The following is an 18,802-nucleotide window of genomic DNA, read 5'->3' on the forward strand; positions in this document are numbered from 1 at the left end:
ACAACGGCGGCCTGCCGTCACGGCTGCGCCCGCGCGCTGGGCTGCCCCGCGCGCCGAGCCACCCCGACCCGACGAGCACGCCACAGGGAGCACGCATTGCCCAGCGCGCACAAAACAGCCGCCGTCGCGGTGTTCACCGCCATGAGCCTGACCGGCTGCCTCGGAACGGGCCAGGACGGCGAGGATGGGCCCGGCCGCGAAACCGGGGCCCGGCCGCCCGGCGGCGAGATCGGCACGGCCGACCCGGACAGGACGATCGCCCGCCAGACGTTCGGCTCGCCGATCGCCGACGGCGCCACGCTGGAGATCGGCATCATCGAGCTGAAGGTCTCCGGGCGGCTGGCCCACCTCACGCTGGTGCTCACCCCCCGCAACGCGGGATCGGACCAGGTCAGCGTCTCCCAGCTCAACGGCAGAAGCGCCCCCGACGTCGCGCTCCTGGACACCGTCAACCTCAAGCGCTACAGAGTCGTCCGGGCGGGCGAGCGCCAGCTGCAGCCGCACCACATCTTCGACAAGGTCCGCAACGGCCAGCCCAACGTGCAGACCTACACCTTCGCCGCGCCGCCCGAATCCGTGCGCGCCGTGGACGTCTCCTTCGGGCAGTGGGCCCCGTTCCGCAACGTACCGGTGACCCGGTGAACCGCCGCGCCCGCAGCGTCGCGACGGCGGTCCTCGTGAGCACCGTGCTCGCCCCCGCGCCGGCGGCGGCCGCCGCCCCGGAACCGACCGACCAGGAGATCGCCGCGTCCGTCCAGGACCTGGGCCACGCCGGGTCGATCCAGGACGTCGGCCTCGCCGCCTCGATCGTCCCGCTCCGCCAGGAACGCACCGACGGCTCGACCACCACCCTGCGCATCAACGCCGACGTGCTGTTCGAGTTCGGAAAGCACGATCTCACCCCGGCCGCGCGCGGAGCGATCGCCGCGGTCGCCGGGCGCCTGCGCGGCGCCACCGGTACCGTACGCGTCACCGGCCATACCGACTCGCTGGGAAGTGAGGCCGACAACATGCGGCTGTCCCGCGATCGCGCCGAATCCGTCCGAGCCGAGCTGGCCCGTACCGCCGGAGCGCTCCGGATCGAGGCGACCGGCCGGGGCGAGGCCGACCCCGTCCGGCCCAACACCGAGAACGGCGAGGACAACCCCGAAGGACGCGCCGAGAACCGGCGAGTGGAGATCACCTTCCAAAGCCGCTGAACGATCACTCGCACGCCGCCATGACGAGCGAATCGAACGAGCCGCGAAAGGCGCTCAATGAGCAACTACGGTGGAGCCTCACGTCCGCCGTGAGGGGAGTTCGCTACGGTGAGGCGATGCGCACCTTGCTCAATGTCGTCTGGCTGGTGCTGGCCGGGGTCTGGCTGGCCGTCTCCTATGTCATCGCGGGCGTCATCTGCTGCGTCCTGATCATCACGATCCCGTTCGGCATCGCGTCGTTCCGGATCGCCAACTACGCGCTCTGGCCGTTCGGCAGGACGCTGGTGCGGCGCACCGACGCGGGATTCGCGTCGACCATCGGCAACGTCATCTGGGTGATCTTCGCCGGATGGTGGCTGGCGCTGGGGCACATCGTCACCGGAGTCGCGCTGTGCATCACCATCATCGGCATTCCGCTGGGCATCGCGAACTTCAAACTGATCCCCGTCTCGCTGACGCCGCTGGGCAGGCAGATCGTGCCGGCGGACGACCCGCGGAGCTTCTACGCCGCCGGCTGAGCCCGGTCCCGGAATCGCCGGAAAAAGTGGCGCGGCGAGGATTCGAACCTCGATCGCCCGGCTTATGAGGCCGGCGTGTTCCCGTTACACCACCGCGCACCGAGAAGCGCAGACGGGACTCGAACCCGCACGTATCCTGCTTGAAAGGCAGGCGACTCTACCATTCGTCCACTGCGCCCTGTTCAGTTGTGCCGCGCAGCCCGTGCCGGATTCGAACCGGCGTCCCTCCGGCTGAGAACCGGATGTCCTTGACCGACTAGACCAACGGGCCATCCCCTTTAGGAAACGGGAAAGCGTCCTATTGGGGCAACTTGTTTTTCGTCCGGCGCCGCGCGCGGAGCACGACCAGGAGGGCGACGGCCGCGAAAGCGGCGGTCACGGGCAGGACGCCCACGGCGTCCAGCCAGCCGGTGACCCTGCCCTGGACGCCGGTGACCGCGCCGACGACCGGGTCGTCGGCGGCGGCCCCGGCGAGGACGCGCAGCTCGTACCAGCCGTAATAGGCGATGTAGAGGCCGGCGAGCACCAGCAGCCCGCCGCTGGCGCGGGAGACGTGCGGCAGGACGCGGCGCATGCGGTGCACGGCGCCCTCCCGCGTCAGGGCGACGAGCATCGACAGCAGGCCGACGACCAGGCCCATGCCCAGCGCGTACGCCACGAACGCCGCCATCCCCCGCAGGACGCCGCCGCCTCCGGAGACGAGCCCGGTGACGGCCAGGAACGGGGCGATCGTGCAGGACAGCGATGCCACCGCGTAGGACGCCCCGTAGCCGTACAGCGCGGCGAACGAGCCGGCCGGGCCGCCCGCGTTCAGCCGCGGCACGCGGACGAGGAGCTCGCGGCCGGACAGCAGCCAGCCGCCGAGGACCAGCAGGGCGGCGCCGATGATGATCGTCGCCCACGGCAGGTGCTCCTGGATGGGCGCCGTCGCCAGCGAGATCACGACGCCGAACGCGCCGAACACGGTGACGAACCCGGCCGTCATGGCGGCCGCCAGGCGCAGCGCCCGCCAGACCCCGCCCGGCCCGGCGATCAGCAGCGCCAGGTAGGACGGGAGCAGGGCGAACCCGCACGGGTTGAACGCGGCGACCAGCCCGGCCGCCAGGGCGAGCGCGACGCCGTCCACTACTTCGCGTGGGCGGCGACGAGCCTCGACAGCTCCGCCTCGCCGAGCGGCCCGGTGGCCCGGTGGCTCGCGCCGGACGGGTCCACGAAGACGTACGAGGACTGCGAGGTCACCTTGAAGTGCCGGTAGAGGGCGCCGTCGCGGTCGTCGAGGTGGATCAGCCCGGTCGTGCCCGTCCGGCGGACGAACCGGTCCATCTGCGCCTTGCTCTTGTCGAGCCCGGCGACGCCGACGAAGGCGACCTCGTCCCCGTACTTCGCGGCGCTCTTCGCCACGGCCGGGCCCTCGCCCTGGCACTTGGGGCACCACGGCGCCCAGAACCAGAACACCACCGGCTTCCCCGCGAGCGCGGCACCGTCGTACTGCCTGCCGTCCAGCGTCGTCCCCGTGAACTTCAGCGGTCCGGCCACCTTCGCGCCGTTCGCGGACGCGGTGGGAACGGCCGGCGCGGTCGCGGGGGCGGACGGTGCGGCGGGGTCGGATCCCGCGGCCGTGCCGCCACCGCCACCGCACGCGGCGGCGGACAGGGCGGCCACGGCGAGCGCGGCGATGTGCCTTCTCATGGCGCCGACACTAGACCGGGAAACGGCCGCGAGATCTTACAGGCCGGTGACGTCCGGGGCCGCCGCGGACGGCCGAGGGCCTTGTCCGGGTCGTCGGACGGCGCTCTTTCGGGGGTGCGGGAGGTCGCGGTGTCAGGACGGCGTCAAGACCGGCGCGGCCGGCGTCAAGAACGCGTCAACGAACCGCGGAACCCCCTCGAATCCGCGCTTTACTCCCAGACGGGCCCAGAACGTACAGCCATGAATCCGACACAGAGGTGACCGACCGACCATGAGCGACGTGGCGTTCATCCTGCTGACCGTGGCGATCTTCGTCGCGCTCGGCCTGCTGGTGAAGGGCGTGGAGCGGCTGTGAGCGCCGAGAACATCGCCGGCCTCGTGCTGGCCGTGCTGCTGATCGTCTTCCTCGTCATCGCCCTCGTACTTCCGGAGCGTTTCTAGTGAGCACGACCGTCGCGGGGATCCTGTTCATCGGGTCCCTCGCGCTCGCCGTGGCCGCCGCGTACCGGCCGCTGGGCGACTACATGTACCGCGTCTACAGCGGTACCTCCCACACGCGCGCCGAACGCGCCGTGTACCGGCTGATCGGGGCCGGCCCGGAGAACGAGCAGACCTGGGGCTCCTACGCCCGCGGCGTGCTGGCGTTCTCGGTGGTCGGGATCCTGTTCCTGTACGCCTTCCAGCGCGTCCAGCAGCACCTGCTGCTGAGCCTGGGCATGGACCCGGTCAAGCCGGACCAGGCATGGAACACCGCGGTCAGCTTCGTCACCAACACCAACTGGCAGTCGTACCCGGGCGAGTCGACCATGGGCCACCTGGTGCAGATGGCGGGGCTGGCCGTCCAGAACTTCGTGTCGGCAGCGGTCGGCATGGCGGTGGCGATCGCGCTGGTGCGCGGGTTCGCCCGCGCGAGGACCGAGCACCTCGGCAACTTCTGGGTCGACCTGACGCGCGGCTCGATCCGGATCCTGCTGCCGATCGCCTTCGCCGCCGCGATCGCGCTGATCGCCGGCGGCCTGGTGCAGAACTTCGACGGCGGCACCACCGCGAGCACGCTGACCGGGGGCTCGCAGACCATCACCGGCGGGCCCGTGGCCGGCCAGGAGGCCATCAAGGAACTGGGCACCAACGGCGGCGGGTTCTACAACGCGAACTCCTCGCACCCGTTCGAGAACGCCGCGTCCTGGACGAACTGGCTGGAGATCTTTCTCATCCTGGTGATCCCGTTCGCCATGCCGCGCACGTTCGGCCGGATGGTCGGGCAGAACCGGCAGGGGTACGCGATCGCCGCCGTCATGGCGACCATCGCGGTCATCAGCGTCGCGCTGACCACCACGTTCCAGCTGATGGGCCACGGCACGGTCCCGGCCGCCGCGGGCGCGGCGATGGAGGGCGTCGAGTCGCGGTTCGGCGTGGCCGACTCCGCGACGTTCGCCGCGGCCACGACGCTGACCTCCACCGGAGCCGTGAACTCCTTCCACGACTCCTACACCGCCCTCGGCGGCATGATGACGATGGTCAACATGATGCTGGGCGAGGTGGCGCCCGGCGGCGTGGGCGCCGGCCTGTACGGGATGCTGGTCCTGGCCGTCATCACGGTGTTCGTGGCCGGGCTGATGGTCGGCCGCACCCCCGAGTACCTCGGCAAGCGGATCGGCGCCCGCGAGATCAAGTTCGCCGCGCTGTACTTCCTGGTGATGCCGGTCCTGGTGCTGGCCGGGACGGCCGTGGCGATGGCGACCGAGAGCGGCCGCGAGGGCATGCTGAACAGCGGCCCGCACGGGCTGAGCGAGGTCTTGTACGCCTTCACGTCCGCGTCCAACAACAACGGGTCGGCGTTCGCCGGCCTGACGGTGAACACGGTCTTCTACGACACCGCGCTCGGGCTGTGCATGGCGCTCGGCCGGTTCGTCCCGATCATCTTCGTGCTCGCGCTGGCCGGCTCGCTGGCCCGCCAGGCGCGCACGCCCGAGTCGGCGGGCACGCTGCCCACGCACCGGCCGCAGTTCGTCGGCATGGTCGCCGGGGTGACCGTCGTCCTCGTCGCTCTCACGTTCCTGCCGGCGCTCGCGCTCGGGCCGCTGGCCGAAGGGATCGGCTGATGGCCGTCCAGACCGTTCCAGGAAGGCAGGCAGAGCCGCCCGCGCCGGCGGGCAGGGGCGGCGGCAGGGTCCAGGGCGGCCTCCTGGACCCGAGGCAACTCGTGCGGTCGCTGCCCGACGCGTTCCGCAAGCTGGACCCGCGCACGCTGTGGCGCAACCCGGTGATGCTGATCGTCGAGGTCGGCGCCGTGTGGACCACCGTGCTCGCGGTGCTCGACCCGAGCGTGTTCGGCTGGCTCATCGTCGGCTGGCTGTGGCTGACCGTGCTGTTCGCCAACCTGGCCGAGGCCGTCGCCGAGGGGCGCGGCAAGGCGCAGGCGGACGCGCTCCGCAAGGCCAAGGCGGACGCCGTGGCCCGCCGCCTGCTCGGCTGGGCGCCCGGCGGCGCCGCCGTCCGGGAGGAGCGCGTCGGCGCGCCGGAGCTGGAGCGGGGCGACCATGTCGTGGTCGAGGCCGGCGAGATCATCCCCGGTGACGGCGACGTGGTCGAGGGCATCGCCAGCGTGGACGAGTCCGCGATCACCGGCGAGTCCGCCCCGGTCATCCGGGAGTCGGGCGGCGACCGCTCGGCCGTCACCGGCGGCACGAAGGTGCTGTCGGACCGGATCGTCGTGAGGATCACGCAGCGGCCGGGCGCGTCGTTCATCGACCGCATGATCGCGCTGGTGGAGGGCGCCGACCGGCGCAAGACCCCCAACGAGATCGCGCTGAACATCCTGCTGGCCGCGCTGACGATCGTGTTCCTGCTGGCGGTGGCGACGCTGCAGCCGCTGGCGGTCTACTCCAAGAACAGCCTCCCGGGCGTGCCGGACTCGCCCGCCCTCGACGGGAACGGCGTCACCGGGATCGTGCTGGTGTCGCTGCTGGTGTGCCTGATCCCGACCACGATCGGGGCGCTGCTGTCGGCGATCGGCATCGCCGGCATGGACCGGCTCGTCCAGCGCAACGTGCTCGCCATGAGCGGCCGCGCGGTCGAGGCGGCCGGCGACGTCGGCACGCTGCTGCTGGACAAGACCGGAACGATCACGCTCGGCGACCGGCAGGCCGCCGCGTTCATCCCGGCGGACGGGGTGAGCGAGGCGGAGCTGGCGGACGCCGCGCAGCTGTCCAGCCTGGCCGACGAGACCCCGGAGGGCCGCTCGGTCGTCGTCCTCGCCAAGCGCGGGCACGGCCTGCGCGAGCGCACCCCCGGCGAGCTGGCGCAGGCGACGTGGGTGCCGTTCTCCGCGCAGACCCGGATGAGCGGCGTCGACCTGGCCGGGGACGGCGGCCGGCGGCGACTGCGCAAGGGCGCCGCGACCGCGGTGGCCGACTGGGTCCGCGCGCGGGGCGGGGACGTCTCCCCCGGACTCGGCCGGATCGTCGACGGCGTCTCCGCGTCCGGCGGCACGCCGCTGGTGGTGGGCGAGGTGACGGGCGGCACCGCCCGCGTGCTGGGCGTCATCCACCTCAAGGACGTCGTCAAGGACGGGATGCGGGAGCGGTTCGCCGAGATGCGCCGGATGGGCATCCGCACCGTCATGATCACCGGTGACAACCCGCTCACCGCCAGGGCCATCGCCGACGAGGCCGGGGTGGACGACTTCCTCGCGGAGGCCAGGCCGGAGGACAAGCTCGCGCTCATCCGGAAGGAGCAGGAGGGCGGCCGGCTGGTCGCGATGACCGGGGACGGCACCAACGACGCCCCGGCCCTCGCCCAGGCGGACGTCGGCGTCGCGATGAACACCGGCACCTCGGCCGCCAAGGAGGCCGGGAACATGGTGGACCTCGACTCCGACCCCACCAAGCTCATCGAGGTCGTGCAGATCGGCAAGCAGCTGCTGATCACGCGCGGCGCGCTCACCACGTTCTCGATCGCCAACGACATCGCCAAGTACTTCGCGATCATCCCGGCGATGTTCATGGGGCTGTTCCCCGGGCTGGACGCGCTCAACATCATGCGCCTGCACAGCCCGCAGTCGGCGATCCTCTCGGCGGTGATCTTCAACGCGCTGGTCATCGTCGCGCTCATCCCGCTGGCCCTGCGCGGCGTGCGGTACACGCCGGGCGGCGCGTCCAGGCTCCTGTCGCGCAACCTGCGCGTCTACGGGCTGGGCGGGCTCGTGGCCCCGTTCGTCGGCATCAAGCTCATCGACCTCATCGTCCAGTTCCTTCCGGGGATGTCCTGACATGCACGCACCAAGCTGGATCCGACAGCACCTGGCCGCGCTCCGCGCGCTGCTGGTCCTCACCGTCCTGCTCGGCGTCCTGTACCCGCTGGCCGTCTTCGCGGCCGGCCGGCTGCCGGGGCTGAGCGACCGCGCCGACGGGTCCCTCGTCGAGCGGAACGGCCGCGTCGTCGGCAGCTCGCTCATCGGCCAGCCGTTCACCGACCGGGACGGCGCGCCGCTCCGGCAGTACTTCCAGAGCCGCCCGTCCAACGCCGGCGACGGCTACGACCCCACCTCCACCGGCGCGAGCAACCTCGGCCCCGAGGACGTCGTCGACACCCTGCCCGACCCGTCGCTCACCGCCGCCGGCAGGGAGGACGGGAACGCCCGCAAGAGCCTGCTCACCCAGGTGTGCGAGCGCAGCCGCGACGCCGGCGCGCTGGAGGGCGTGGACGGGCGCCGCCCGTACTGCACCCCCGGCGGGACCGGGGCCGTCCTCGCGGTGTTCGGCGAGCGCGCGGCGGACGGCTCCGTACCGCGCCCGGTCCGGGTGGTCAGCCTTAATGAGCAGCAGGGCGTGGTGAAGGCGCCGTTCGTCGCCGCGTACCGGGGCGTGCGGGTCGAGCTCGCCAGGTACGGCGAGGACTACGCCGAGGGCCTGGTCGTCCCCGTGAAGGGCGGCGCGCCGGACGAGCCCGCGGTGCCCGCCGACGCCGTCACGGCGAGCGGCAGCGGGCTGGATCCGCACATCTCCCGCGCGTACGCCGATCTCCAGGCCGCGCGGGTCGCCAAGGCGCGCGGCGTCCCCGTGGAGCAGGTGGAACAGGCGATCGGGGACGCCGAGGCCGGGCGAGCGCTCGGGTTCATGGGCGAGCCGGCGGTCAACGTGCTGGAGCTCAACCTCGCCCTCGACGAGGCGCACCCGTACCGCGGCTGACGCGGGCGCGGCGGACCGCCGGCCCTGGACGGCCGGACGGCCGGGCGGCCCGCCGCGGCGACACACGACAGGAAGGCACGATGGGACGCGGGAGCCTCCGCATCTACCTGGGCGCGGCGCCCGGGGTCGGCAAGACGTACGCGATGCTCGCCGAGGGCGCGCGCCGCGGGCAGCGCGGCACCGACGTGGTCGTGGGCCTCGTCGAGACCCACGGGCGGCCCCGCACGGCCGCGCTGCTCGACGGCCTGGAGGCCGTGCCGCGCCGGACGCTGCGGCACCGCGGCGCCGAGTTCACCGAGCTGGACGTCGCGGCCGTCATCGCGCGGGCGCCGCGGGTCGCGCTGGTCGACGAGCTGGCGCACACCAACGTGCCGGGCGCCGGCAACGAGAAGCGCTGGCAGGACGTCGAGGAGATCCTCGCCGCCGGCATCGACGTGGTGTCGACCGTGAACGTCCAGCACCTGGACTCCCTCAACGACGTCGTCGAGCGGATCACCGGCGTGCCGCAGCGCGAGACCGTGCCGGACGAGGTGGTGCGGCGGGCCGACCAGATCGAGCTGATCGACATGACCCCGCAGGCGCTGCGGCGGCGGATGGCGCACGGCAACGTCTACGCGCCCGACAAGGTGGACGCCGCGCTCGGCAACTACTTCCGCGTCGGCAACCTCACCGCGCTGCGCGAGCTGGCGCTGCTGTGGCTGGCCGGCAAGGTCGACGACCAGCTCGGCCGGTACCGCGCCGACCACGACATCCGCGGTACGTGGGAGGCCCGCGAGCGCGTCGTCGTCGCGCTGACCGGCGGCCCCGAGGGCGACACGCTGATCCGCCGGGCGGCGCGCATCGCCGACCGCACCAAGGGCACCGACCTGCTGGCGGTGCACGTCACCCGCAGCGACGGCCTGACCGGCGCCGCGCCCGCCCACCTCACCCGGCAGCGCGCGCTGGTGGAGCATCTGGGCGGCAGCTACCACCAGGTCGTCGGCGGCAGCGTCCCCGACGCCCTGCTCGACTTCGCGGCCGGCGTCAACGCCACCCAGCTGGTGCTCGGCGCGTCCCGCCGGGGCCGCGCGGCGCAGCTGTTCTCGCGCGGCGTCGGCGTCACCACGACCGCGCGGTCCGGCTCCATCGACGTCCACCTGGTCACCCACGAGGAGACCGGCCAGGGGCGCCGCTGGAAGGCGCTGCGGGCGGCGTGGGGCGTGCCGGCGAAGCGGCGCGGCGCCGGGTTCGCCGCCGCCGCGCTCGGGCTGCCGCTGCTGACGTTCGCCCTGACCGAGGCGCGCGGCCAGATCACGCTGTCCAGCGACATCCTGTTCTTCCAGGCGGCGGTGATCGGCGTCGCGCTGATCGGCGGCCTCTACCCGGCCCTGTTCGCGGCCATCGCCGGGTCGCTGCTGCTGAACTACCACTTCACCCCGCCGGTCCACGAGTTCACCGTGCACGCGCCCGAGGCGTTCTTCCAGCTGGTGGTGTTCGTCGTCGTCGGCATCACGGTCAGCACGATCGTGGACGTCACCGCGCGGCGCGGCAGGGAGGCGGCGCGGGCCCGCGCCGACGCGGAGATCCTGTCCACGCTCGCCGGCGACATCCTGCGCGGCGACGCCCCGATGGGCGCGCGGCGGCCGCTCACCGGCATCATCGAGCGGCTCCGCGAGACGTACGCGCTGGACGCGGTGACGCTGCTGGAACGAAACCCGCGCGTCCCGGCGGCGCCCGGCGGCCTGCGCGACCCGCGGGCGTGGACGATCGTCGCCACCGCCGGGTCCCGGCCGTGCACCAGCCCGGACGCGGGCGAGACCGACGTCCTCGTCGACGAGGGCGCGCTCGCCCTGGTGCTGCGCGGCCGCCCGCTGCCGGCCGCCGACCGGCGGGTGCTGGAGGCGTTCGCGGCGCAGGCCGCCGTCGCGCTGCGGCACCAGCGGCTCGCCGAGACCGCCGGGCGGGTCCGGCCGCTGGCCGCCGCCGAGGACGTGGTGCCGCGCGCGGTCGGGGACGCCGACGCCGAGATCCGCGTCCCGGACGGGCTGCCGGAGATGGTCGCGGACCCGATGCTGCTGGAACGCGTCCTGGCGAACCTCGTCGCCAGCGCCGCGCGCCTCAACCCGCCGGGCGCGCCGGTGCTGGTCACCGCCAGCGCGCACGGCGACCGGCTGGAGCTGCGCGTCGTCGACCGCGGCCCGGGCATCCCGCCCGCCGACCGGGACCGCGTCTTCGAGCCGTTCCAGCGGCTCGGCGACCGCGACGACCGCACCGGCGCCGGGCTCGGGCCGGCCCTGGCCCGCGGGCTCACCGAGGCGATGGGCGGCACGCTGACGACGGAGGAGACGCCCGGCGGCGGCCTCACCATGATCGTCTCGATGCCGCTGGTGGCCGCCGGGCCGGGGGCTGCTGAGGTGAGGCTAACCTAAAGATCAATTAGCCCCGCCGCGCGCCCGGCCCGTCCAAGGGAGCCCCCATGCCGAACGAGTCGCTGTCCGACTACGAGCACGATGCCGTCGACTCGGCCGAACGGCTCCGGGCGGCCTACGGCGAGCCGTCCCAGATCGTGATCGACAAGGTCGCCGACCATGTCGACGCGACGATGGCGCGCTTCATCGGCGCCGCCTCCCTGGTCATGATCGGCAGCCGTGGCCGGGACGGCCGGATGGACGTCACCCCGCGCGGCGGCGCGCCCGGTTTCGTGCGGGTCCTCGGCGAGCGGCTGATCGCGCTGCCGGACCTGGCGGGCAACCGGCGCATCGACACGCTGCTGAACGTCGCCGAGACCGGCCGCGTCGGGGCGCTGTTCCTCGTCCCGGGCCGCGCGGAGACGATGCGGGTGAACGGCCGGGCCCGGATCAGCATGCGGCCGGAGCTGCTCGACCGCCTCCGGGTGGACGGGAAGCCGCCGGTCTCCGCGCTGCTGGTCGAGCCGGAGGAGGTGTACCTGCACTGCCCGCGCTCGCTGACGTTCTCCAACGCCTGGAAGCCGGCGGAGTGGCTCGGTCCCGAGGGCGCGCCCTCGCTGAAGGAGATGATCGAGGCGCGCAGGGCGGCGGTGGAGCGGGAGCGGGCGGCGGCGCTCCCGGCGGGCACCTGACCGTCCGCGGCGCCCGGCAACGGCCTGCACAAGGCAAACGCACGTGCACGCGGGCGCCGGATCACTCTCGTTAAGCGATCAACTGGCCGTAAGCTGGCGGTCATGTCCGAGGGCCGCCCCGCTTGCGAGTGCATCATCTGCCGCGACTACGGAGATCGCGGCCGGCTGGACAACTTCCAGCTGCGCACCATCGTGCACATCAGCCAGTACGGCTGGAGCATGGTGCTGGTCCCCCCGGTCGGCGACGGCCCCGGCTGGGCGTACACCGTCGGGCTCTGGCACAGCCTGCGCTCCCCCGAGCTGGCGATGTTCGGCGGCGACGTGTACGAGATGGAGGAGATCCTCAACGCGCTCGGGCGGGAGGCCGGCCGGACCGGGCCGCCAGCCGACGGCGAGCGCCGCGACGACGTCGTGCGCGGCCGGCCCGCCGCGTTCCGCGGCGTCGACCCCGGCTGGCACGAGCGCGCCTTCCACGGGGCGGTGGCGTTCTACCGCGGCCGGCCGCTGCCGTTCCTCCAGGTCGTGTGGCCCGACCAGAACGGCCTCTACCCGTGGCAGCCCGGCACCGAACTGCCCTTCCGGCGCTCCCAGCCGTGGCTGTGGCTGAACCCCCGGCAGCATCCCGACGGCGTCTGGACGCAGCGCCTCGCCGCCCCGGCGTAGAGTCGGGCGGATGCCCGTACCGATCACCGAGGCCATCCAGACCCGGCGCCTCACGCTGGAGCCGCTCGGCGCCCACCACGCCGACGAGATGGCCGACGTGCTCGGCGATCCCCGGCTGCACCGCTACACCGGCGGCGAGCCCCTCACCCTGGACGAGCTGCGCGCCCGGTACGCGCGGCTGGCCGCCGGGCCCGCGCCGTTCCACCAGGAGCAGTGGCTCAACTGGATCGTCCGGCGGCGCCGCGACGGCCGCGCGGTCGGCACCGTCCAGGCCACCGTCACCCCGGGCGAGGCGGGCCCGCGCGCCGCGGTCGCCTGGGTGGTCGGGATGCCGTACCAGGGCTTCGGCTTCGCCACCGAGGCCGCCCGGGCGCTGGTGTCCTGGCTCGCCGGGCACGGCGTCCGCGAGATCACCGCCAACGTGCACCCGGCCAACCGCGCCTCCGCGGCCGTGGCCCGCCGCGCCGGCCTCTCCCCCACCGGCCGGTACGCGGGCGACGAAGCGGTCTGGAGCGACCGGCGGGGCGACTGAGCTCGAAAAATCCCCCGCGTTCACCGAGTTTTCTCCTTCCGGAGACGGCGCCGGCCGGCGATCCGCCCGTACCTCCCTGTGGACCGGTTTACGGCCAGGACCCGTTCGCGGGAAGGAGCAGGCGCATGGCGTCGCGTGCGGAAGGCGTCCCGACAGAGCTTCCCCTCACCGTCCTCGGCGCCGTGGTCTTCCCCGGCACCGAGCAGGCCGTCGCGCTCGTCCGCCGGTACGCGCGGGCGCTCCTCGGCCCCGGCTTCCCCGATCTGTACGAGCTCACCGTCGTGGCGAGCGAACTCTTCACCAACGCCGTGCGACACTCCCGGTCGGGGCCCCGTCCCGGCGACCGCCGGGGCGGCCACGTGACGGTGTCGTTCCTGGTGGGGGCCGGCGTCGTCCGGCTGGAGATCACCGACCAGGGGGGAGGCGGTGCGCCGCGGCTGCGCGCGCCCGACGACAATGGGGAGAGCGGGCGCGGCCTGCACGTGGTCGAGGCGCTGAGCCTGGGCTGGGGATCGGAACGCCGGGACCGGCACACGGTCGTGTGGGCCGACTTCGCCCGCCCAGGTGAGGAGCCGATCTCCGGGTGCGGGACCCGCCGCCCCGATGGGTAAGGGAAAATCGGAGGCTCGCGCGCGACGAGCCGAGGGGTGGAGAGATGCGGGAGGTCTGGCCCGGCGAGGCCTACCCCCTGGGAGCCACGTGGGACGGCACCGGGACCAACTTCGCACTGTTCTCCGAGGTGGCGCACCGCGTTGAGCTGTGCCTGTTCGACGCCGGAGGGAACGAGGAGCGCGTCGTCCTGCCCGAGGTCGACGGGTTCGTCTGGCACGGCTACCTGCCCGGCGTCGGGCCCGGCCAGCGGTACGGGTACCGCGTGCACGGCCCGTACGAGCCGCGGAACGGGCACCGCTGCAACCCGAGCAAGCTGCTGCTCGACCCGTACGCCAAGGCCGTCGAGGGCGGGATCCGGTGGCACGAGTCGCTGTTCTCGTACCGGTTCGCCGATCCCGACGCGCTCAACGACGACGACAGCGCCGCCTACATGCCGAAGAACGTGGTGATCAACCCGTTCTTCGACTGGGGCGACGACCGGCCGCCGCGCGTGCCGTACCACGAGAGCCTCATCTACGAGGCGCACGTCAAGGGCCTGACGAAGCTGCATCCGGCGATCCCCGAGGAGCAGCGCGGCACGTACGCCGCGCTGGCCCATCCGGTGATGATCGACCATCTGACCGAGCTGGGCGTGACGGCGGTCGAGCTGATGCCGGTGCACCAGCACGTCCCCGAGCACGCGCTGGTCGCGCGCGGCCTGACCAACTACTGGGGCTACAACACCCTCGGCTTCCTGGCGCCGCACAACGCCTACAGCTCGTCGGGGCAGCGCGGCGAGCAGGTGCTGGAGTTCAAGGCGATGGTGCGGGCGCTGCACGCGGCCGGCATCGAGGTGATCCTCGACGTGGTCTACAACCACACCGCCGAGGGCGACCACCTGGGCCCGACGCTGTCGTTCCGCGGCATCGACAACAACTCGTACTACCGGCTGCGCGACGACGACAAGCGCTACCACCTCGACTACACCGGCTGCGGCAACTCGCTGAACGTGCGCAGCCCGCACGCGCTCCAGCTGATCATGGACTCGCTGCGGTACTGGGTGCTGGAGATGCACGTCGACGGGTTCCGGTTCGACCTGGCCTCGGCGCTGGCGCGCGAGCTGCACGACGTCGACCGGCTGGCCGCGTTCTTCGACCTCGTCCAGCAGGACCCGGTCGTGTCCCAGGTGAAGCTGATCGCCGAGCCGTGGGACGTGGGCGAGGGCGGCTACCAGGTCGGCAACTTCCCGCCGCTGTGGACGGAGTGGAACGGCAAGTACCGCGACACCGTCCGCGACTACTGGCGGGGCCGGCCGGCGACGCTGCCGGAGTTCGCGTCCCGGCTGACCGGATCCAGCGACCTGTACGAGAACAGCGCCCGCCGCCCCTTCGCGTCGATCAACTTCGTGACCTGCCACGACGGCTTCACGCTCGCCGACCTGGTCGCGTACAACGGCAAGCACAACGAGGCCAACGGCGAGGGCAACCGCGACGGCACCGACGACAACCGGTCCTGGAACTGCGGCGCCGAGGGCCCGACCGACGACACCGACGTCCGGACGCTGCGGGCGCGCCAGCGCCGCAACTTCCTGGCCACGCTGTTCCTGTCGCAGGGCGTGCCGATGCTGTCGCACGGCGACGAGTTCGGCCGCACGCAGGGCGGCAACAACAACGCCTACTGCCAGGACAACGAGATCGCCTGGGTCTCCTGGGAGGACACGGGCGGCTGCGACCTGGAGTTCGTCCGCGTCCTGTCGCGGCTGCGGCGCGACCATCCCGTCTTCCGGCGCCGCCGCTTCTTCACCGGCGGCGCCCCGGGCGCCGCGCCCGCCGACATCGCCTGGCTGACGCCGGGCGGCGAGCCGATGACCGACCACGACTGGAACGCCGGGTTCGCGAAGTCGCTGGGCGTCTTCCTCAACGGCGACGCGATCACCGAGCCCGATCCGCGCGGCCGGCGGATCCGGGACGACTCGTTCCTGCTGCTGATCAACGCCCACTCGGAGCCGGTCGGGTTCGAGCTGCCCGGGCCGGAGTACGGCGAGCGCTGGGGGTACGCCCTGGACACCGCCGACCCGCGCGCGGTCGGCGAGCGGCCCCGCGTCAAGGCGCGCGACCAGGTCACGGTGGTGAGCCGCTCGCTGACGGTGCTCCGCCGGATCGTCTAGCGGCGGAGCACCGCCGGGCCGGCGCCTACCCGCCGGCCCGCACGGCGGTCAGCAGGACCAGCACGAACGTCGCGGCCGCGACCGCGCCGTGCAGGATGACGGCCTTGGCCGGGAACTCCTGCCCGGCGTCCCGGGCGTGCCGCCCGCCCCGCCCGACGAGCCAGCGCGTGAACAGCACGAACCCCTGCAGCATGACGACCAGCAGCGCCGCGAAGGCCCCCCACGCGTACACGGCCTGCCCGGTCGCCAGGTACGCCACCCAGACCAGCAGGCCCGCGACCGCCGCCAGGGGATGGCCGACCAGGACGAGGACCGGGTAGCGCGTCACCTTGGTCGCCTGCCCGAGCAGCCCGCCGGCGGTGATCCAGGTCGCCATCAGGTACGTGCCCGCGACCGCCGCCAGCAGCCAGGCCCCGAGTGCGGCGAACTCCACCCCCCGCTCCTTTCGGCGCAGTTCTTCCCTCCCGGGCGTAGTGTCCCCCGCGCGGCCGCCGGGCGTGACGGAAACGGCCGAATCGCGTACCGCCCGTTATCGGGTCCCCCGGCCGGGTGCAGTAGCTTGGCGGCATGCTCATGCGGCGACTCACCCCCGAGAACGGCAAGGCCGACCTGGCGGAGGCGTACGCCTACCCGCCCGACCTCGACGGCCCCTGGGTGCGGGCGAACATGGTGGCCAGCGCGGACGGGGCCGCGACCTGGGAGGGCCGCAGCGGCGGGCTGGGCGGGGAGGCCGACCGCCACCTGTTCCAGTTCCTGCGCGGCCTCGCCGACGTGATCGTGGTGGGCGCCGGAACGGTCCGCGCCGAGGGGTACGGGCCCGCGCGGCCCGACGCGTCCTGGGAGGGGCTCCGGGTCGGCCGCCCCGGGACGCCCGCGATCGCGATCGTGTCCCGCTCCCTGGACCTGGACTTCACCGCGCCGATCTTCACGGCGGCGGCTCCGGACGCGCGGACGATCGTGCTGACCGTCCGGGACGCCGACCCGGACCGGCTCCGCGCCGCCCGCGAGCACGCCGAGGTGATCACGGTGGGCCGGGCGGGCTGCGACTTCGCCCCGGCCTTCGCGCGGCTCGCGGAGATGGGCCACCGGCGGGTGCTCTGCGAGGGCGGCCCGCACCTGCTCGCCCAGGTGGCCGCCGCGGGCGCGCTGGACGAGCTGTGCCTGACCGTCAGCCCCGTGCTCGCCTCCGGGGACGCGCCCCGCGTCCTCAATGGGACGGCGCTGCCCCCGGCGGGCCGGCTGCGGCTCGCCCACGTGATCGAGGACTCCGACGACGAGGGCTTCCTGTTCCTGCGCTACGTGCGCAGCCGGTAGCGCAGGAACAGCACGCCCTCGTCCTCGTACACGGCCGCCGGCCGCAGCCGCACCTCCGCGGGCAGCTCCCCGAGCAGCCGCGTGTGCCGGGGGCCTCCCCCGTACAGCGTCGGCGCCACGTTCAGGCACAGCTCGTCGGCGAGGCCCTCCCGGATCAGCGAGGTCGTCAGCGCGGGCCCGCCCTCGCACAGCAGCCGCGGGAACTCCTCCCGGAGGAGCCGCACCGCGGCCGGGAGGTCGATCTCCTCCTCGCCCGCCGCGACGGCCCGTACCGGCGGGGCGTGCCGGGCCAGCGCGGCCCGCGAGGTGACCACGATCGTGGGCGTCTCGGCCGCGGTGAACAGCGGCAGCGACCAGTCCAGGTCGAGCGTGCGGCTCACGACCACGATCGGCGCGGGCGGGCCGCCGCGCCGCTCGCGCAGGTCGGCGCGCAGCCGGGCCGGCCCCAGCCGCCCGGTGCGGACCGTGCCCGCCCCCACCAGGATCGCGTCCGCCAGCGCCCGCAGCGTGCGGAAGACCCGGAAGTCGGCCTCGCCGCCCAGCCGGTCGGTCCAGCCCTCGTCGTCGGTGACCGACCCGTCGGCGCTCATCACCATGCCGATCCGCAGGGCGGGCGCGTCGCCGTACGCCTCGTAAGGATCGGCGTCGGCGGCGGGTTCGGGCAGCAGTCGGCGCATCCCCGCAGGTTAGCGCGGCGCCCCCGGCACGGGCCGAGGGCGGGGGCCGGTCTCCCGCGATGTCGGTGGCGGGGGCCAGGATGGGGGGATGGACCTGCCGATCAGCCTGCCGCTGTCGCCGATGCTGGCCAAAGCGGTCAAGACCATGCCCAAGGGCGAGGTGCTGTACGAGCCGAAGTGGGACGGCTTCCGGTGCATCGTCTTCCGCGACGGCGACGAGGTGGAGCTGTCCAGCCGCGGCGAGCGGCCGCTGACACGCTACTTCCCCGAGCTGGTCGAGGCGGTGAAGCGCGAGCTGCCCGAGCGCTGCGTGGTGGACGGCGAGATCGTCCTGCGCAGCGGCTCGCGGCTCGACTTCGACCGCCTCCAGCAGCGGATCCATCCCGCCGCGTCCCGGATCAACCTGCTGGCGGAGCGGACGCCGGCGTCGTTCATCGCCTTCGACCTGCTCGCGCTGGGCGACGAGTCGCTGATGGAGGTGCCGCTGGGCGAGCGCCGCCGGCGCCTGGTCGACACCCTCGGCAAGGTGGGCGCGCCGATCCACGTCACCCCGGCGTCCGACTCCTACGACACGGCCCTGCGCTGGTTCGAGGAGTTCGAGGGCGCCGGCCTGGACGGCGTCATCGCCAAGCCGCTGGACCTCCCGTACGAGCCCGACAAGCGGGTGCTGTTCAAGGTCAAGCACGAGCGCACCGCCGACTGCGTCGTCGCGGGCTTCCGCTGGCACAAGTCCGGCCCGGTCGTGGGCTCGCTGCTCCTCGGCCTCTACAACGCCGAGGGCGCCCTGCAGCACGTGGGCGTCGCGGCCTCGTTCACCATGAAGCGCCGCGCCGAGCTGGTCGAGGAGCTGCGGCCGTACCGGATGGAGGACTACACCGGCCATCCGTGGGAGGGCTGGGCCCGCCAGACCGAGGCCACCGCCGACCGGATGCCGGGCGCGGTGTCCCGCTGGAGCGGCAAGAAGGACCTGACCTGGGTCGCGCTGCGGCCGGAGCTGGTCGCCGAGGTCGCCTACGAGGGCATGGAGGGCACCCGCATCCGCCACACGGCGCGCTTCCGCCGCTGGCGGCCCGACCGCACGCCCGAGTCCTGCGATTACGAGCAGCTCGAGGTGCCGGTGGCGTACGACCTGGACAACATCTTCGCGGGCCCCGGCGCCTGAGCCGCGGCACCCCGCGTCCCGG

The 18,802-nt window shown here is 73.5% G+C and carries 19 protein-coding genes and 3 tRNA genes; 15 read left to right on the top strand and 7 right to left on the bottom strand.

Annotation, left to right across the window (positions count from 1 at the left end; all coding sequences use genetic code 11):
- Positions 1 to 96: 96 nt before the first annotated feature.
- The 3 genes from ACA361_RS10980 to ACA361_RS10990 all read left to right on the top strand — a co-directional run bounded on the left by ACA361_RS10980 (position 97) and on the right by ACA361_RS10990 (position 1,717).
- Positions 97 to 642, top strand: coding sequence for a hypothetical protein (locus tag ACA361_RS10980; RefSeq protein WP_375011741.1), 546 nt, complete (start codon positions 97 to 99; stop codon positions 640 to 642).
- The gene (locus ACA361_RS10985; protein ID WP_375011742.1) at positions 639 to 1,199 is read left to right on the top strand and encodes an OmpA family protein; all 561 of its coding nucleotides are present in this window, start codon (positions 639 to 641) and stop codon (positions 1,197 to 1,199) included. The genes ACA361_RS10980 and ACA361_RS10985 overlap by 4 nt, the downstream gene beginning before the upstream one ends.
- 116 nt (positions 1,200 to 1,315) lie before the next feature.
- On the top strand, positions 1,316 to 1,717 hold the full coding sequence (locus ACA361_RS10990) for a YccF domain-containing protein (protein ID WP_375011743.1): 402 nt from the start codon (positions 1,316 to 1,318) through the stop codon (positions 1,715 to 1,717).
- Between the two features lie 27 nt (positions 1,718 to 1,744).
- On the opposite strand, the gene ACA361_RS10995 is transcribed toward ACA361_RS10990, so the two are convergent.
- The 5 genes from ACA361_RS10995 to ACA361_RS11015 form a co-directional block, all read right to left on the bottom strand.
- Positions 1,745 to 1,816, bottom strand: a tRNA-Met gene (locus tag ACA361_RS10995).
- Between the two features lie 5 nt (positions 1,817 to 1,821).
- Positions 1,822 to 1,895, bottom strand: a tRNA-Glu gene (locus tag ACA361_RS11000).
- An 18-nt stretch (positions 1,896 to 1,913) separates the two neighbouring features.
- Positions 1,914 to 1,988, bottom strand: a tRNA-Glu gene (locus ACA361_RS11005).
- Positions 1,989 to 2,015: 27 nt separating this feature from the next.
- Positions 2,016 to 2,843, bottom strand: coding sequence for a cytochrome c biogenesis CcdA family protein (locus ACA361_RS11010; RefSeq protein WP_375011745.1), 828 nt, complete (start codon positions 2,841 to 2,843; stop codon positions 2,016 to 2,018).
- Positions 2,843 to 3,406 (bottom strand): redoxin domain-containing protein, encoded by a 564-nt coding sequence (locus ACA361_RS11015; protein WP_375011746.1) that lies wholly within the window; start codon positions 3,404 to 3,406, stop codon positions 2,843 to 2,845. The genes ACA361_RS11010 and ACA361_RS11015 overlap by 1 nt, the downstream gene beginning before the upstream one ends.
- A gap of 351 nt (positions 3,407 to 3,757) precedes the next feature.
- Between ACA361_RS11015 and ACA361_RS11020 the strand changes: the two genes are divergently transcribed.
- From ACA361_RS11020 to glgX, 10 genes are all read left to right on the top strand, one after another.
- On the top strand, positions 3,758 to 3,847 hold the full coding sequence (locus tag ACA361_RS11020) for a potassium-transporting ATPase subunit F (RefSeq protein ID WP_375011747.1): 90 nt from the start codon (positions 3,758 to 3,760) through the stop codon (positions 3,845 to 3,847).
- Entirely contained in the window at positions 3,847 to 5,508 is a 1,662-nt protein-coding gene (kdpA, locus tag ACA361_RS11025) for a potassium-transporting ATPase subunit KdpA (protein WP_375011748.1), read from the top strand. The genes ACA361_RS11020 and kdpA overlap by 1 nt, the downstream gene beginning before the upstream one ends.
- Positions 5,508 to 7,676, top strand: a complete 2,169-nt coding sequence (kdpB, locus tag ACA361_RS11030) for a potassium-transporting ATPase subunit KdpB (protein WP_375011749.1) — start codon at positions 5,508 to 5,510, stop codon at positions 7,674 to 7,676. The genes kdpA and kdpB overlap by 1 nt, the downstream gene beginning before the upstream one ends.
- A gap of 1 nt (position 7,677) precedes the next feature.
- The gene (locus ACA361_RS11035) at positions 7,678 to 8,595 is read left to right on the top strand and encodes a potassium-transporting ATPase subunit C (protein WP_375011750.1); all 918 of its coding nucleotides are present in this window, start codon (positions 7,678 to 7,680) and stop codon (positions 8,593 to 8,595) included.
- An 80-nt stretch (positions 8,596 to 8,675) separates the two neighbouring features.
- Entirely contained in the window at positions 8,676 to 11,003 is a 2,328-nt protein-coding gene (locus ACA361_RS11040; protein WP_375011751.1) for an ATP-binding protein, read from the top strand.
- A gap of 47 nt (positions 11,004 to 11,050) precedes the next feature.
- Positions 11,051 to 11,674, top strand: a complete 624-nt coding sequence (locus ACA361_RS11045) for an MSMEG_1061 family FMN-dependent PPOX-type flavoprotein (protein WP_375011752.1) — start codon at positions 11,051 to 11,053, stop codon at positions 11,672 to 11,674.
- 102 nt (positions 11,675 to 11,776) lie between these two features.
- Complete coding sequence (locus tag ACA361_RS11050) at positions 11,777 to 12,337, top strand: DUF4262 domain-containing protein (RefSeq protein ID WP_375011753.1); 561 nt, start codon at positions 11,777 to 11,779, stop codon at positions 12,335 to 12,337.
- A 10-nt stretch (positions 12,338 to 12,347) separates the two neighbouring features.
- The gene (locus ACA361_RS11055) at positions 12,348 to 12,869 is read left to right on the top strand and encodes a GNAT family N-acetyltransferase (protein WP_375011754.1); all 522 of its coding nucleotides are present in this window, start codon (positions 12,348 to 12,350) and stop codon (positions 12,867 to 12,869) included.
- A gap of 125 nt (positions 12,870 to 12,994) precedes the next feature.
- Positions 12,995 to 13,480 carry an ATP-binding protein gene (locus ACA361_RS11060; RefSeq protein ID WP_375011755.1) on the top strand — a complete coding sequence of 162 codons (486 nt, stop codon included), beginning with the start codon at positions 12,995 to 12,997 and terminating at the stop codon, positions 13,478 to 13,480.
- 44 nt (positions 13,481 to 13,524) lie between these two features.
- On the top strand, positions 13,525 to 15,627 hold the full coding sequence (gene glgX, locus ACA361_RS11065) for a glycogen debranching protein GlgX (protein WP_375011756.1): 2,103 nt from the start codon (positions 13,525 to 13,527) through the stop codon (positions 15,625 to 15,627).
- A 25-nt stretch (positions 15,628 to 15,652) separates the two neighbouring features.
- Here the strand turns inward: glgX and ACA361_RS11070 are convergent, their stop codons facing one another.
- Positions 15,653 to 16,060 (bottom strand): hypothetical protein, encoded by a 408-nt coding sequence (locus ACA361_RS11070; RefSeq protein WP_375011757.1) that lies wholly within the window; start codon positions 16,058 to 16,060, stop codon positions 15,653 to 15,655.
- A gap of 134 nt (positions 16,061 to 16,194) precedes the next feature.
- Here ACA361_RS11070 and ACA361_RS11075 point away from each other — a divergent pair, with 134 nt between their 5' ends.
- The gene (locus ACA361_RS11075; RefSeq protein ID WP_375011758.1) at positions 16,195 to 16,941 is read left to right on the top strand and encodes a pyrimidine reductase family protein; all 747 of its coding nucleotides are present in this window, start codon (positions 16,195 to 16,197) and stop codon (positions 16,939 to 16,941) included.
- Here ACA361_RS11075 and ACA361_RS11080 read toward each other — a convergent pair.
- Positions 16,923 to 17,618, bottom strand: a complete 696-nt coding sequence (locus ACA361_RS11080) for a dihydrofolate reductase family protein (protein WP_375011759.1) — start codon at positions 17,616 to 17,618, stop codon at positions 16,923 to 16,925. The genes ACA361_RS11075 and ACA361_RS11080 overlap by 19 nt on opposite strands.
- A gap of 88 nt (positions 17,619 to 17,706) precedes the next feature.
- Between ACA361_RS11080 and ACA361_RS11085 the strand changes: the two genes are divergently transcribed.
- Positions 17,707 to 18,780, top strand: a complete 1,074-nt coding sequence (locus ACA361_RS11085) for an ATP-dependent DNA ligase (protein ID WP_375011760.1) — start codon at positions 17,707 to 17,709, stop codon at positions 18,778 to 18,780.
- The last annotated feature ends 22 nt before the right edge of the window (positions 18,781 to 18,802 follow it).

Source organism: Actinomadura sp. 21ATH (assembly GCF_041951345.1).
Classification (GTDB): domain Bacteria; phylum Actinomycetota; class Actinomycetes; order Streptosporangiales; family Streptosporangiaceae; genus Spirillospora.

Bases quoted from the DNA above. Each gene is read 5' to 3' on its own strand.
- ACA361_RS11085 (WP_375011760.1), top strand. From the start codon at position 17,707: ATGGACCTGCCGATCAGCCTGCCGCTGTCGCCGATGCTGGCCAAAGCG.
- ACA361_RS10990 (WP_375011743.1), top strand. From the start codon at position 1,316: ATGCGCACCTTGCTCAATGTCGTCTGGCTGGTGCTGGCCGGGGTCTGG.
- ACA361_RS11015 (WP_375011746.1), bottom strand. From the start codon at position 3,406: ATGAGAAGGCACATCGCCGCGCTCGCCGTGGCCGCCCTGTCCGCCGCC.
- ACA361_RS11075 (WP_375011758.1), top strand. From the start codon at position 16,195: ATGCTCATGCGGCGACTCACCCCCGAGAACGGCAAGGCCGACCTGGCG.
- ACA361_RS11045 (WP_375011752.1), top strand. From the start codon at position 11,051: ATGCCGAACGAGTCGCTGTCCGACTACGAGCACGATGCCGTCGACTCG.
- ACA361_RS11050 (WP_375011753.1), top strand. From the start codon at position 11,777: ATGTCCGAGGGCCGCCCCGCTTGCGAGTGCATCATCTGCCGCGACTAC.
- ACA361_RS11060 (WP_375011755.1), top strand. From the start codon at position 12,995: ATGGCGTCGCGTGCGGAAGGCGTCCCGACAGAGCTTCCCCTCACCGTC.
- ACA361_RS11035 (WP_375011750.1), top strand. From the start codon at position 7,678: ATGCACGCACCAAGCTGGATCCGACAGCACCTGGCCGCGCTCCGCGCG.
- ACA361_RS11055 (WP_375011754.1), top strand. From the start codon at position 12,348: ATGCCCGTACCGATCACCGAGGCCATCCAGACCCGGCGCCTCACGCTG.
- ACA361_RS11040 (WP_375011751.1), top strand. From the start codon at position 8,676: ATGGGACGCGGGAGCCTCCGCATCTACCTGGGCGCGGCGCCCGGGGTC.
- ACA361_RS11080 (WP_375011759.1), bottom strand. From the start codon at position 17,618: ATGCGCCGACTGCTGCCCGAACCCGCCGCCGACGCCGATCCTTACGAG.
- kdpB (WP_375011749.1), top strand. From the start codon at position 5,508: ATGGCCGTCCAGACCGTTCCAGGAAGGCAGGCAGAGCCGCCCGCGCCG.
- glgX (WP_375011756.1), top strand. From the start codon at position 13,525: ATGCGGGAGGTCTGGCCCGGCGAGGCCTACCCCCTGGGAGCCACGTGG.